This window comes from Lysinibacillus canaveralius (assembly GCF_047301505.1).
GTDB lineage: Bacteria > Bacillota > Bacilli > Bacillales_A > Planococcaceae > Lysinibacillus_B.
This window is the reverse complement of record NZ_CP154840.1, coordinates 4,409,461-4,423,470: the sequence shown is the minus strand read 5'-3', so window position 1 is coordinate 4,423,470 and position 14,010 is coordinate 4,409,461. Positions and strand designations below refer to the sequence as shown.

General features: G+C 41.2%; 12 protein-coding genes. 11 read left to right on the top strand and 1 reads right to left on the bottom strand.

From position 1 onward, the window contains the following. Positions 1-131: 131 nt before the first annotated feature. From yycF to AA0Y26_RS22245, 11 genes are all read left to right on the top strand, one after another. On the top strand, positions 132-842 hold the full coding sequence (yycF, locus tag AA0Y26_RS22295) for a response regulator YycF (RefSeq protein ID WP_413364164.1): 711 nt from the start codon (positions 132-134) through the stop codon (positions 840-842). 5 nt (positions 843-847) lie between these two features. Next, positions 848-2,677 carry a cell wall metabolism sensor histidine kinase WalK gene (gene walK, locus AA0Y26_RS22290; protein ID WP_413364163.1) on the top strand — a complete coding sequence of 610 codons (1,830 nt, stop codon included), beginning with the start codon at positions 848-850 and terminating at the stop codon, positions 2,675-2,677. Further along, positions 2,674-4,002: a YycH family regulatory protein gene (locus AA0Y26_RS22285; RefSeq protein WP_413364162.1), complete on the top strand. Its 1,329-nt coding sequence runs from the start codon at positions 2,674-2,676 to the stop codon at positions 4,000-4,002. The genes walK and AA0Y26_RS22285 overlap by 4 nt, the downstream gene beginning before the upstream one ends. Next, positions 3,989-4,801, top strand: a complete 813-nt coding sequence (locus AA0Y26_RS22280) for a two-component system regulatory protein YycI (protein ID WP_413364161.1) — start codon at positions 3,989-3,991, stop codon at positions 4,799-4,801. The genes AA0Y26_RS22285 and AA0Y26_RS22280 overlap by 14 nt, the downstream gene beginning before the upstream one ends. Before the next feature lie 13 nt (positions 4,802-4,814). Then, a complete protein-coding gene (locus AA0Y26_RS22275; RefSeq protein WP_413364160.1) occupies positions 4,815-5,603 on the top strand; it encodes an MBL fold metallo-hydrolase in 789 nt (262 codons plus the stop codon). A 116-nt stretch (positions 5,604-5,719) separates the two neighbouring features. Then, the gene (locus AA0Y26_RS22270; RefSeq protein ID WP_413364159.1) at positions 5,720-7,027 is read left to right on the top strand and encodes a S1C family serine protease; all 1,308 of its coding nucleotides are present in this window, start codon (positions 5,720-5,722) and stop codon (positions 7,025-7,027) included. 160 nt (positions 7,028-7,187) lie between these two features. Beyond that, complete coding sequence (locus AA0Y26_RS22265; protein WP_413364158.1) at positions 7,188-7,352, top strand: CxxH/CxxC protein; 165 nt, start codon at positions 7,188-7,190, stop codon at positions 7,350-7,352. 90 nt (positions 7,353-7,442) lie between these two features. After that, positions 7,443-7,922 carry a 23S rRNA (pseudouridine(1915)-N(3))-methyltransferase RlmH gene (rlmH, locus tag AA0Y26_RS22260; protein ID WP_413364157.1) on the top strand — a complete coding sequence of 160 codons (480 nt, stop codon included), beginning with the start codon at positions 7,443-7,445 and terminating at the stop codon, positions 7,920-7,922. A 401-nt stretch (positions 7,923-8,323) separates the two neighbouring features. After that, entirely contained in the window at positions 8,324-10,732 is a 2,409-nt protein-coding gene (locus AA0Y26_RS22255) for a hypothetical protein (RefSeq protein WP_413364156.1), read from the top strand. 289 nt (positions 10,733-11,021) lie between these two features. Next, positions 11,022-11,495 carry an RNA polymerase sigma factor gene (locus AA0Y26_RS22250; protein WP_413364155.1) on the top strand — a complete coding sequence of 158 codons (474 nt, stop codon included), beginning with the start codon at positions 11,022-11,024 and terminating at the stop codon, positions 11,493-11,495. A 2-nt stretch (positions 11,496-11,497) separates the two neighbouring features. Further along, positions 11,498-12,016 (top strand): hypothetical protein, encoded by a 519-nt coding sequence (locus tag AA0Y26_RS22245; RefSeq protein WP_413364154.1) that lies wholly within the window; start codon positions 11,498-11,500, stop codon positions 12,014-12,016. Positions 12,017-12,243: 227 nt separating this feature from the next. On the opposite strand, the gene AA0Y26_RS22240 is transcribed toward AA0Y26_RS22245, so the two are convergent. Then, positions 12,244-13,911, bottom strand: a complete 1,668-nt coding sequence (locus AA0Y26_RS22240; RefSeq protein ID WP_413364153.1) for a M20/M25/M40 family metallo-hydrolase — start codon at positions 13,909-13,911, stop codon at positions 12,244-12,246. Positions 13,912-14,010: the final 99 nt, after the last annotated feature.

The following is a 14,010-nucleotide window of genomic DNA, read 5'->3' as shown; positions in this document are numbered from 1 at the left end:
CCACGGGCTGTCCTTTTTTTCCTGCCGAGAGTATTTCTTGGGAAATAACTGCAGGTATATACGTGTTTGATGCAAGTAAAGAAAAAGCGTGATAGAGTAAGAATATATTGCAATGCGAAAGGAAGATAGAAATGAGTAAAACGATTTTAGTAGTTGACGATGAAAAACCAATCGCAGATATTTTACAGTTTAATTTAATTAAAGAAGGATATACGGTTATTTGCGCCTACGATGGAGACGAGGCATTATCCCGCGTAGAGGAGCAACAACCGGATTTAATGTTATTAGATATCATGCTGCCAAAAAGAGATGGTATGGAAGTTTGCCGAGAGATCCGTAAAAAATACGACTTCCCCATTATTATGCTGACAGCAAAAGGTTCTGAAATTGATAAGGTTCTAGGACTGGAAATGGGTGCCGATGACTATGTGACAAAGCCATTTAGTACGCGTGAATTGATTGCCCGTGTTAAGGCCAATATGCGTCGCTTAAATGTTGCGTCACAGGCAGATGAGCCGGTGGAGGAATCAAATAATATCACAGTAGGTTCCCTAATCATCCAGCCGGATGCCTACCTTGTTTTAAAACGCGGAGAGGCAATTGAGCTGACACACCGTGAATTTGAACTATTACACTATCTTGCTAAGCATATCGGTCAAGTAATGACGCGTGAACACCTGCTCCAAACAGTATGGGGCTACGATTACTTTGGCGATGTTCGTACTGTGGATGTGACAATCCGCCGTCTACGCGAGAAAATCGAGGATAATCCGAGCCATCCAACATGGATTGTGACGAGACGAGGTGTAGGGTATTATCTGCGAAATCCTGAACAGGAGTAAGGTGCATGCAAAAGGTAAGCTTTTTTAAATCTATTCATGTAAAGCTTGTATTAATCTATGTACTATTAATTATTATGGCCATTCAGATTATCGGCCTTTATTTTTCAAAAGAGCTGGAAGAGAATTTAACTGAAAACTTCAAGGAATCTATTGAACAGCGTATTGACCTTGCCCAATATAGTATACGGGAAGAGATACTTAGGGAACGGGATGAATCAATGCCTACGATAGAAGGAAGCCTAGCTGCCATTTTACGTGAATTCTCTACAACAGACATTAATGAGATTCTTATCATTGATGAACGTGATCGTGTGCTCGCTACATCGGATGCTAATAATCAGATGCTTGTTGGGCAGAAATGGGCCTCAGACATTGTAAAAACAGCAGTATCTACAAAGGGCCGGCAGGAAGCTGTATGGCTCGATGACGATAACCGTGTATGGGTGCTGGCTACACCAATTTTGGATACAGTAGGGCCAAATGGTGAAGTAATCGGGACCATTTATATAGAATCTGATATTGAACGTGTCTTTGAGCAAATGGGCGAAATCAACCAAATCTTTGCGATTGGTACAGCAATGGCCCTTATTATAACGATTGTATTAGGTATTCTTGTAGCCCGGACGATTACGCGGCCAATTTCCGATATGCGTCGTCAAGCGCAAGCAATGTCAAAAGGCAACTTTTCACGTAAGGTGCGTGTATACGGAACAGATGAAATCGGGCAGCTGGCGATTGCTTTCAACAATATGACGAACCGTCTGCAGGAGGCTCAATCTACGACAGAAGCAGAACGCCGCAAGCTGGCAAGTGTTCTTACTAATATGACTGATGGTGTTATTGCGACAGACCGGAAAGGGCGGATTATTTTAATCAATGATCCGGCACTGGACCTTCTGCATGTTTCGCGCGAGATGACTTTAAATCGGCCAATTGCTTCTGTGCTTGGTGTCGAACAGGAATATAGCTTTGAAGACTTGATTTATATGAAGGACTCAGTCAATTTGAATTTCAGCACGACGGATGCTCCGTATATATTACGGGCAAACTTTTCCGTTATTCAAAAGGAAACAGGTTTTGTTAACGGTCTAATTACCGTCCTGCATGATATTACCGAACAGGAGAAAATTGATATGGAACGCCGTGAGTTCGTGGCGAATGTATCCCATGAGCTTCGTACGCCGCTAACGACAATGCGAAGCTATTTGGAAGCACTGGCAGATGGGGCATGGAAAGATGAAAATATCGCACCGCATTTCCTAAATGTTACACAGACAGAAACAGAGCGTATGATTCGTCTTGTCAATGATCTATTGCAGCTTTCAAAAATGGACAGTCAGGAATATGAACTGAATCGTGACTTTGTGGAATTCAACAAATTCTTTGAACGTATTATTGAACGCTTTGAAATGTCGAAGTCTCAAAATGTTCACTTTATTAAACTATTACCGGAAACAAGCTATTTTGTAGATATTGACACAGATAAGCTGACACAGGTTATCGATAATATTATTTCCAATGCGATTAAATATTCTCCGGATGGGGGGAATATTCGTTTTGGTTTTACCGTGAATAATAACATGTTAAAAGTAATGGTTTCTGATGATGGGATGGGGATTCCAAAAGAAAATGTCGGCCGTATATTCGACCGTTTTTACCGCGTCGATCGCGCCCGCGCGCGTTCTATGGGAGGAACTGGTCTAGGTCTTGCGATTGCACGAGAAATGATTGAAGCACATGGCGGGAAAATATGGGCAGAAAGTGAGGAAGGTGTAGGTACAACAATCTTCTTTACACTTCCATATTCTGAGGATGAAACGGAGGATTGGGAATGAAATACGTAGAACAAGTGAAATCGTTTATCTTACTATTTCTTGTCCTCCTGAGCCTATTGTTTACATTTCTTATTTGGAATTACAAGCCGAATTATTTAACGACCGAAGATACACAAAAAAACCGAGAAGTAGTTAGTGAGGAAAAGAAGCTATTAGCTGAAGTCATTAAGCCTTATCGATTACTTTTTTCTACTGAGGGAGGATTTAAAGGGACAAGTTCAAATGAAGAAGTTGATGCATTCACTCATTATTTGAACAAGCTGGGGGCCAAAAACCTTTCGATAATGGATGCTCCAATATCAGAGAACGAAATAAATGAAATGATCCGAACGAAGAGCCAGATGACGATGTTTTTCCAAACAGAAGTACCAATCCAAACATTATATGAGATTTTTTCGTTGGAGGAAGCAAGAGAGAATGAAGCATCATTTAATCGTCTGATCATAGATTGGAAGACTATTAGAGAAAACGGTCATGCTCAGCTGTATTTCCTAAGCACAAATGACCAATCCGGCTACCGTGCTGATTTGGCCATTCCTAATATTGAAGCTTTTGAACAGCTCTTCGTAGAGAAGCCAAAAAGCCTGCCTGCCTATGTAGAGTTTGAACGTCAGAGGAATCTTTCTCTCTATTTAGTAGAGGAGCCGTTAAAAGTGAGTCAGTACGAGTATTACAAGGATGAAATACCGGTAGATAAATTAAAATCTATCTTGTTTGAGGACCCGGCGATTGCTCAAAAAACATCCGAAGGCGTTCAAGACAAATACTCAGACAGTATGTCACAGTTGATGCTTGATACGAATATGAAGGTCATGAATTATGTATATCCCGCTGCTGAAAGTAGTGCCCCAGTTACGAGATATGAGCTGTTGAAGGATACTTTCGACTTTATCAATGAGCATCATGGTTTTACAGGTGATTACCGACTGACATCCATGAATACAGAGCGACGTGTAGTAGAATATCAGCTCTACTGGCAAGGATACCCGGTGTTCGGTAGTACGGAGCCATTAACCCGTCTCATTACCACGTGGGGTGATGAAGATATTTATCGTTACCGCCGTCCGTATTACTTATTGGACTCCGAGGTTTTTGAAAGAAGTATCAAGGAACTTGAGGCTGGTAAGGATATAATTGAGCATATTAAAGCTGCCAATGAAGTCAATCTCTCTAAAGTTGATGATATTGTTATTGGCTACTATTTGACAGAGAATGTAGAAAAGAAAGTGTATGAGATGGAGCCTGGATGGTTCATTCTTCGGGATAATAGCTGGACACCTTTGATTATGGAGCTGTGGGGAGGTAATGAATATGGATTGGAGTAAGACAAAATCTATATTTATCGGGGTCTTCCTTATTTTAAATATGTTCCTTTATTCACAATATATTGAAACATATCATGGGGAAAACTTGGAGAAAAAGCCGGGAGAAGAAGCTGCTGAGGTACAGCTGCAAAGTGAAAATATCACATATGATAAGCTGCCCAATTCTGTTGAATCAGCATTCTTTATCTCCGCACAGGTAAAAACCTATTCTTCTAATGACCTCCCAACTACTAATAATCAGCAATACCAGCTTCTAAACGATAATCAGCTTGTTGTTAATTTTAAGACGCCGATCAAGCTGTCAAGCACTAAGGAGCCAAGTGCTTTTCAAGATTTTGTGGATCAGTATGTATATGAAGGAAAATCTTTTGATCTGTGGGAAATCGATGAGGAAACACGGACGGCAACGTTTTTCCAAAGTGTAAATGATGGAACAGTGTATTACAATGAGAAGGGTGGATTACAGCTTCATTGGAATACAAAGGGAGAAGTATTTATGTACAAGCAGGCAATGCTAGAGAAAATAGAGGAGGTTGGGCGGCCGAGAACGATCGTTCCACCGCTTCAAGTTTTAAAGGGGTTGTATAACCAGAAGATCTTAAAAACAAATGATCATATCACCTCTATGAAGCTCGGTTATGCGACGCATGTGCAATTTACTGAGAAACAGGTATTAACTCCAACATGGGAAGTTCATGTAGAAACAGATGAAGGAAATGAAGAAATTCATTTTGTTAATGCCAATACAGGTACAGTAATGGAATTACAGCGAAATACACAAGAGGTTTTAGAAGAATAAAGGAGTTTAGATAATGCGATTTAGTGTTTTAGCAAGCGGGAGTACAGGAAATGCGGTTTATGTTGAAAATGATGAACATGCCTTTCTTGTCGATGTCGGCCTCAGTGGGAAAAAGATGGAGGAGCTGTTTGCAAAAATCGACCGTGATATGAAAAAGCTCACAGGTCTTCTAGTGACGCATGAACATAGTGATCACATTAAGGGACTTGGGGTCGTTGCACGGAAATATAATGTCCCCGTATATGCAAATGCGAAGACATGGGAAGCGATGGACGGGCTTGTGGGGAATATCCCTGCTGATTTACGGTTCCAGTTTGATATGGAAACAACGAAATCATTTGGTTCCTTGTCCATCGAATCATTCGCGGTGTCTCACGATGCAGCGGACCCGATGTTTTATGTCTTCCATGAAAACGACCGAAAGCTTGCTCTTATTACGGATACAGGCTATGTCAGTGATAGAATGAAGGGACATATCCGCGGGGCAGATGCCTTCGTATTTGAAAGCAATCATGATGTCGGTATGCTGCAAATGGGGCGTTATCCATGGAATATTAAACGCCGTATTTTATCAGACGTAGGACATGTCTCCAATGAAGACGCCGCTGTTGCCATGAGTGAGGTAGCGTTTGAAAAACCAACGCAAATCTATCTATCCCATTTAAGTAAAGATAATAATATGAAAGAGCTGGCGCGTTTAAGCGTGTCGCAGACATTGCAGTCATGCGGCATCCTTACAGGTGAATATCTCCATTTGCATGATACAGATGCTCAGGAGCCGACAGCGTTAGTAACTGTTTGATAACATGCCCCGCATTTTGCGGGGCTTTTTTAAATGAGTTTAAATTAATTTTCATGTAATTTTAATGTTTCACATGTATTGTAAGGGTACAAACTAAATAGAAGGGGGACGAAAAAATGGACGATCAACGACAAAATCAAAATGAACCAGAATTAACACCTCTACAGGAACGTTTGAAGCGAGAGGAAGAGGAGCGAAATAGACGTACTGCTCAGAAAAAAGGAGGAAGTAAGGCGGGCTATTTCATTACAGGCTTATCAGGGGTCATTGTTGGTGCCCTACTGATGTGGCTGCTGCTACCGTCATTAGCAGGCCAGCTGCCAGGCTCCACAACAGAGAAAACGGATCAATCTAGTTCGACTGCCGGGGTAAAACAAACAGCAACTGTTGTTGAAACTGATGTTACCTCTGCTGTTGAGAAAGTCTCGGAGGCGGTAGTCGGCATTTCTAATTATCAGGCCATTCAGAACTCATTAGGCGGTTTTTGGTTTGGCCAAGGAGGCGGCACGCAGCAAAACCAACAGGAAGAAGGCGAGCTGCAGGAAGCTGGAACAGGTTCAGGTGTTGTCTACAAAATTGAGAACGGCGAAGCCTATATCGTGACGAATAACCACGTAATCGAAAATGCAGAAAAGCTGGAAATCACATTAGCGGATGGCTCTAAGAAGGAAGCAACATTGGTCGGAAGCGATATGTGGACAGATTTGGCGGTTATTAAAGTAAAAGCAGACGGCATTGAAACGGTAGCTGATTTCGGAGATTCTGAAGTATTAAAGCAAGGGGAAACAGTGATTGCGATCGGTAACCCGCTTGGTCTAGACTTCTATGGTTCTGTAACAGTTGGCGTTATTTCAGGAACAGACCGTGCTGTACCTGTTGATTTGAACGGTGACGGAACAGAGGATTGGCAATCAGAAGTACTCCAAACGGATGCTGCCATCAACGGCGGGAACTCAGGTGGTGCCTTAGTAAATCTAAATGGTGATTTAATTGGTATCAATTCGATGAAAATTGCTTCTGAGCAGGTAGAAGGCTTAGGATTCGCGATTCCAATCAATACCGTTATCCCGATCATCAAGCAGCTAGAAGAAAAAGGCGAGGTAGTACGACCAGCAATGGGTATCTCCCTATTGGATCTAACAGATATTCCGGCATTCTATCAGGCACAAACACTTGAGCTGCCAGAAGGAATTACAACAGGTGTAGTCGTAGCGGAAGTAACAGCAGGTTCCTCTGCAGCAGAGGCAGGAATGAAGCAATACGATGTGATTTATGAGATGGATGGAGAGAAAATTGAAAGCGTTATTGATCTTCGTCAGCATCTTTATACAAAAACAGAAGTTGGCGACACACTCAATGTAAAAGTATATCGTGCCGGAAAAACAGTGGAGTTAAATTTAGTGCTGAAAGAAAGCGCAAATTAATCCAACCTGTGGATAACTGAATAAACCTTTGCACAACAAGTAGAGAAAGAATAAGCTTTTCTTTCCTACTTGTTTTTTGTTTGCTACAATGATTGTGGATAACATTTAGCAAATTGTGAATAAGTTTGTGGAAATTTCAGAATAGTGGAGGATTTAAAAAATGAAAAAATACAGTTGCGAAAACCATATAGATCACGCTTTAGACATGCTTGTGGCAGAAACAGAAGAGTTCCCGCTGATGGATAAACTATCCGAAGGTGAAAAGTTATCCACAAAATGTTCCTATTGTGAAGAGCAGGCAACATATATTGTATCAAGTAAATAACTTTACACAATATATAGCATTTACCTGTTGATATGTGGATAACTTTTGTGGATAACTTGTTTGTAAATGAAATGTAAAGGTGGATAAGCTGTGAATATAACGATCATATCGGTCGGCAAGCTCAAGGAAAAGTATCTGAAAATGGGGATTGACGAATATGCAAAGCGCCTTGGCAGCTATGCAAAACTCGACTTTGTCGAAGTACCAGACGAAAAAGCGCCCGAGCAATTATCGGAAGCGGAAATGGAAATGGTGAAAAGGAAGGAAGGCGAGCGCATTCTGGCAAAAATAAATGACGGTACATATATGATTGCCCTAGCGCTGGACGGCAAGATGAAAACAAGCGAACAGATGGCAGCCGACCTTGATGCTCTTATGACATACGGTAAAAGCAAAATCGCCTTTGTAATCGGTGGATCGCTTGGTCTTCATGATGACGTATTAAAGCGTGCTGATGAAAAGCTTTGCTTCGGCAAAATGACACTGCCCCACCAGCTTATGAAGCTTGTACTGGTCGAGCAGATTTACCGGAGTTTTAGAATCATTAAGGGTGAACCGTATCATAAATAAACGAGGTTTTAAAAAAGAGATGGGAATCCATCTCTTTTTTTAGGATTTGCTCTATTTAAGCATCTATCCATATCAGATAGGGGGGATATTATGCTTTCTCGTTCCTCTTGCCATTATAATTATATTTATATAGTTGTTTTTCAAATTGCTACTAGAAACAGAGCGTGATATACATTGAAGCTAATTTGTTTCAGGTTACATTGTATTTTTACCAAACGGAAAATATCCTCTTTCTTTAAGTATTGTCTAGTTACATTAAAATTATATATTAGTATAAATTTAAGAGATAATAATATATTGAATAATCAAAATTATCAAAATACTAATAGTAATACCATTATTTAGAAGGTATACTATGAGTAAGTTTAACGTTAAACGAATAAAAAGAGAGGAGCTTGAAAATGGAATTTCGGGTAGGAAAGAAATGGATCTCTATCGCCTTAGCCGCGACTTTATCTTTTGTGTCCCTCGGTATTACACCTATGATGGATCAAAATATGTCCGCTTCGGCGATGTCAAATGAAAGCGTTATTAACGAAGCGGGGACTTGGTTCGAAACCGCGTTTGCAGTCTGGACAGGTGACATTAATGGCAAATACGAAGTATACGTGAAAGGAGCCAACGTCACCGACTGGCGTGACGGCAGTCCGATTACCGATTTCCTAACAGACTGGACACTCGTGAATGATGAGGGCAACACGCCGCTGGTACGTGTGGTAGACCCAGCAAGAAACACATGGCGCGCCGATATCCCAGGGCTTCCGGAAGGTGTTTACGAGATTCAAGTAAGAGTAGACGGAAAAGTTGAACATAGTTTTACAAACTTGCAGACAGAGGCCTTTCCGCGTAATGGCGCGGCTTTCATACCATCAAATGAAAATCCATACCAAGGGAATCATGACTTTGCATTAGATGGTGCTATCGGCGGCTATTTACCGGATGGACGTGTAGATCCAGAAGCTAAGATTGTTTACATCACGCCTGAAACTGCTACACAATATGCTAACAGCTTGTTTAGCGATAGCAGCCGTGGATCGATGGCTAATCAGAAACAGCCGCTGATTGTTCGTTTCGTCGGGAATATTACCGAACGCGGTGCTTCTATCGGAGCGGGTAACGGGAATGTTACGATCGAAGGGATCGGGCCGGATGCAACTCTTTCTCACGGTCCAACCTTGATTGGAACAGGTGGCGCCCACAACGTCGTCATACGGAATATGAACTTCGATTATTGGACAGGCGATGCGATTGAGGTCCATGGCGGGGGTGATACCCAAAGAGCTTCAAATATTTGGGTACACAACAATACTTTCGGCTATGGCCAAAACCTGCACTTAGCCAATGCCGACGACCCGGATCAGGCAAAAGGTGATGGCGCGTTAGATATCGTCAACCACGCACGAAATTACACTGTCTCCTACAACTACTTCGCCGGCAGCAGTAAAGTCATGCTTATCGGGGGTGGTGTCGGTTCTATCAGTGAACACTACGGAACAATCCATCACAACTGGTTCCAAGGAACAGAAGAACGGACTCCACGAGTACGCAATGGACGTTTACACGTTTACAATAACTTATTTGAAGATGTCCAAGGGCATCCTCACCATGATACCTTATTGGATAGAAATACTGGTTATGGAATTGGAGCCGCACACAACGCTACGATTTGGGCCGAAGGAAATATTTTTGACAATGTCAATTTTCCGTTCTTAAGGAGCCGCCAGGGTCATGCCCGCGGATTCCAAGACAATGAATTTGGAATTGACTTACCAAACAATACGCCGAATGCAGGATTCAACCACTTCTTCGGTGACGCACCTGGATACATCGTCACGCCGGAAGCATTCTTCGAAGGGGACTTCCCTGAAACACTGGAAGGTTTCAGATTGGCATCGGATGTAAAACCTGGCATGACGCAAGCTGATCTGGATGCCCTAAGAGCGGATGCTTCACAACTTGAACCAAATGTTTTCGATGCAGCCTCTTCAAAGAATTTCAATGTGAAAGAGGACGTGGGCATTGTTGTTGCTTCCGATTCGACTACCCAGAATCCGAACATGACTACCAACCCGGCTTCGCAATTGGATTGGGCGTTCCGTCCGAGCCGACAAGATATATGGCCGACGGGTACAGCTGAACTGGCATCAGCTTTGAGAACTGAAGTCGAAACGAATTCCGGTTCCCAGGGTGATATCGCGCCAATTTCTGTCCCAGCAGCACCTGAAATCACTGAAGTCCGGATTAATGAGGAGGTCCGTTCTGCATTTGGTACGGATCATATTCCTAGCCCTGGTAAGATTATTGTTCACGAAGGTACTTTCACTATCGATTGGACTAATAATGACGTGTTGACTGAAAGCTATGAAATTCAGTTGAATACAAATAATGGAGAGTGGATGACCTTAGCAGAAATCGCTCACAATACACGAGCAAAAAGTTATATCACGCAGGATATCGATCAATTCGCTAACCTGAATGACATTATTGCCAAAGCTGAAAATGGAGGTATTTATCAATTCAGGATCCGCGCTTTGAACGCTGCCGGTGCCAGTGAGTGGTCTTCAGTGGTTGTCTTGGATACTGTTGAATCAGCCGAAGCCTCTGCAGTGGTAAACCAGTTAAAGGGCAATCAAAATGAATTGGTTATTACCATCGATGAAGTCTATACAGATGGAACTAGAAGCGGGGGTTTGACTGAGACCTTCCTCATCAATAAAAATGCCGAGGGAATTTATCGAGTAGGACGTTACGATATATTCGTCAACACGAAAGGCAATAACCAAATCCGTGAAATCTATATCGTCGAATAGTAAAAAATGGTTCAGTCCTATGGCTGAACCATTTTTTCTCGCATTGGAATGGGCGGACAAAGTGTTAAATTCATTATTTTGTCTTACTATTCAACCCTGCAGGACGAGGACAATCCTAATATAAAAACTAAGTACCTCAATAGGGAGAGGGGATTTATCTATTAAAGATAATTCTCCTCTCTCTTTTTTGTCATACAAAGGGAAACTTATAGAATCAATTAGGGGAAAAATTTTTCTCTTGCACGAATGAACGAAAATGAATCGTATTATGAAGTGAAGGAGGTTGGGTATGAAAACGATCGCCGGCTTACATATTCATGAGATAGTTCAAACTTATAGTGATACTTTAATACGAATTGCTGTGCACCAGACAAAAAGTATGTCCGAGGCGGAGGATATTGTTCAAGAGGTTTATATGACGCTGATGAGACAGAAAAAGCCCTTCGATAGTGAGGAACATTTAAAGGCCTGGCTCATCAAAGTGACATTTAATAAATGCAAGGACTACTTTAAGTCTTCCCGCGTCAGGAAGACAATACCGATAACAGAGGAAATGACGTTTATTGCAAAAGAGGAACAAATTGTTCTCCCAGAAATTTTTCAGCTTGATGAAAAGGAGAGGGCTATTGTTTATTTACATTATTACGAAGGCTACACGACTGCAGAAATTGCCAATCTATTAGAAATGAAAGTTAACACAGTAGGCTCAAAGCTTAGAAGGGTACGTATGAAGCTGAAAACCATTTTGGAAGAAGGGAGTTAGGTATGGTGAATGCTTATAAGAAAGTGATGGAACAAATTCATGCATCCGAAGAATTTAAGAACAAAATGCAAAAAGAGATGATGGAATATGAAAAAAAAGAAAAGGGGTTTCTTATGAGAAGAATCACATTAATAGCTGGAAGTTTAGCAGCTTGTGCCGTCATCGCTGTAGTGGCTTTAACAGCTATAAACAATGATGTATCAATAGATTTGACGGAAAGAATTGTAGTAAACAATTCAGGACCTGCAGCAAAGGTAATGCTTAATATTGAAGGCATTATAACAGAAGTTGGGGAAGACGGAATGAGCTTTACGCTGGATAACGGAATGGAAGTAGTGGTTACAGATGAGACAAAATTGGGGATAGATGGCCCAACAGCACCTGCGAAGGAAGAACAGTTATTTGAGCCTACATTTAGAGTAGGCAATCTAATCGGCGGTTTTACGGAAGATACGGCCGCTGATCCAGTTACTGCAGCAGCAATTTATACTAACTGGAATTTTGAGAATCCTATTCGATAAGATGGTTGAACTTAAAATTCCGAATGTTAAGGATGGCAAATTTATAATAAGGGCTATTATTCAAGTGCACAATATCACTATCATTAATAAATTACAGCTTAGTATGATAGGGAGAACTGTTTCATCAGTAAATACTGTTATTAAAAAGACCCCCTAAACGTTGATGTAATACTGTTTTAGGGGGCATTTAATCAATTATTAATAGCTGTTAAGTGCCTGTCGATGGATTACAGGCTTTTTTCTTCGTGTGCTAAAAGATTTTGGATAACGAGGTTTGTTATATTTGGCACTATTTCTAGTGAGTATTTCATTTCCATTCTTTCGAGTTTCTTGTGAGCATCCAAACCATATGGACCGATATTAACAACAGGGACATTTATATCCCGGATATCCTGAAACTCGACATAGTGTTTTGTGCCCCAGCCAGGGTTGTTTTTCGAAACGGCGTTGATTCCATCCTCATCATCACTTAGAGCCATAAAGCTCATATCAGAGATATACGGGAAAAAGTTTCGAGTAACAATTGGATGTGGGTATTCTGGCTGTATTGTCTCTACGGCTTTATCAAGCGCGCTAATTAAATTAAGCTCATCTGTTGTCTTTCCTGTTACTTCAATTCTTGGTGAGTATAGGGAAGAGTAAAATAAAATAATAGCCGGATCTTTATCCTTCATCCATTTCCAAGCTTCCTCGACAACTCGGGCAGCAAACATGCGTGTATCTAATAGCGGATTCGCCAGGAGATCTTGTTTAAATTCATTCATGTGTGCAATGAACGAATCGCCGTTTTCTTCGATTAATAACTGTTCCATTTCTTCATATGTAAAAACTCTCGGCTTCCAAGGGGGCGAGACAAAGGGTTCCCCGCTAATTTCACTGTATTTGCGATATCTCTCTTCGAAAGCAGCCAGTGCGTTGGCAAAAGCAATCGTAGCTTGCTCTTTAAGTTTAATCAGTACGTCCTTTGGAGACCAAGAATGAATAAAGAAATTATAATAAACATAAGCCGATAGTGCTGTTTGAACGGTATAAGATGGTTTTAAATCCGTTTGTTTTAATGATACGGGCGGTACGGTCGTTTCTCCATAAGCCTCATTGCAAAGCTCTGGATTATAGTTGATTTGTTTTGTCAGTTCGGCAGCGATAAAGTTAGGGTCTAAACCTTCAAAAGCTGAACCAACATGTGTTTCGGCACCGGTGATAAAGAATGACGGCAGCAGTTTGCCGACCGTTCCTTTATAGATATAGCGGTTTTCATCCCCTTCAAAGCGAGGTGAAACGAAGTCTGCATTGATGGCTGCAATATATTCAAAACCATGTTCTTCTTTCCACTTTTTCAATGTTTTTAAAGAGGAAAGAACGCCGTGCGAGCCGTCTTCCTCGTCACATTCTGCTAATAATAAAATATTGCCATCCAGTTCATCAAGATGTTCGGAATAGTACTTTAAGAGATAAAGGTTGCTGGCAACACCGCTCTTCATATCAAGAACACCACGGCCAAACAGCCAGTCCCCGGACTCTAAATGTTCCTTGGCTGAAGCGGGCAGCTTTTCATTTTTCAATGCTTCCATCAAGTCATCTGGAGAACAGGCGTGCTCTTTCAGCTGGTTGAAGTCATCAATACCGACTGTATCTATATGACCCATTAAAATAATTGTACGATTGCTGCTTCCTTTTTTTCCTTTAACAAATGCCATGACATTATAGCGTTCTTGATCATCATTTATGGTCTTCTCTAGTGCTACTGAGTCAGGGTTATCTAAAAAGTATGGCAATAAAGAGATAGTCTGGAATAAAGAATGGGCAATTGCCCCCTCGCCGGTTGTATTTACAATACTTTCTATGTTAACAAGCTGTTTCGTATAGGTAAGTATATCGTTACGGCAATTCAACATATGACTGCCTCCTTTTTTTGTCTGTTATTTTATCAAAATGTAACGTAAGATATAAACCTCGTCAAGTACACAATTATACAAATAAATTAAATTGCTATT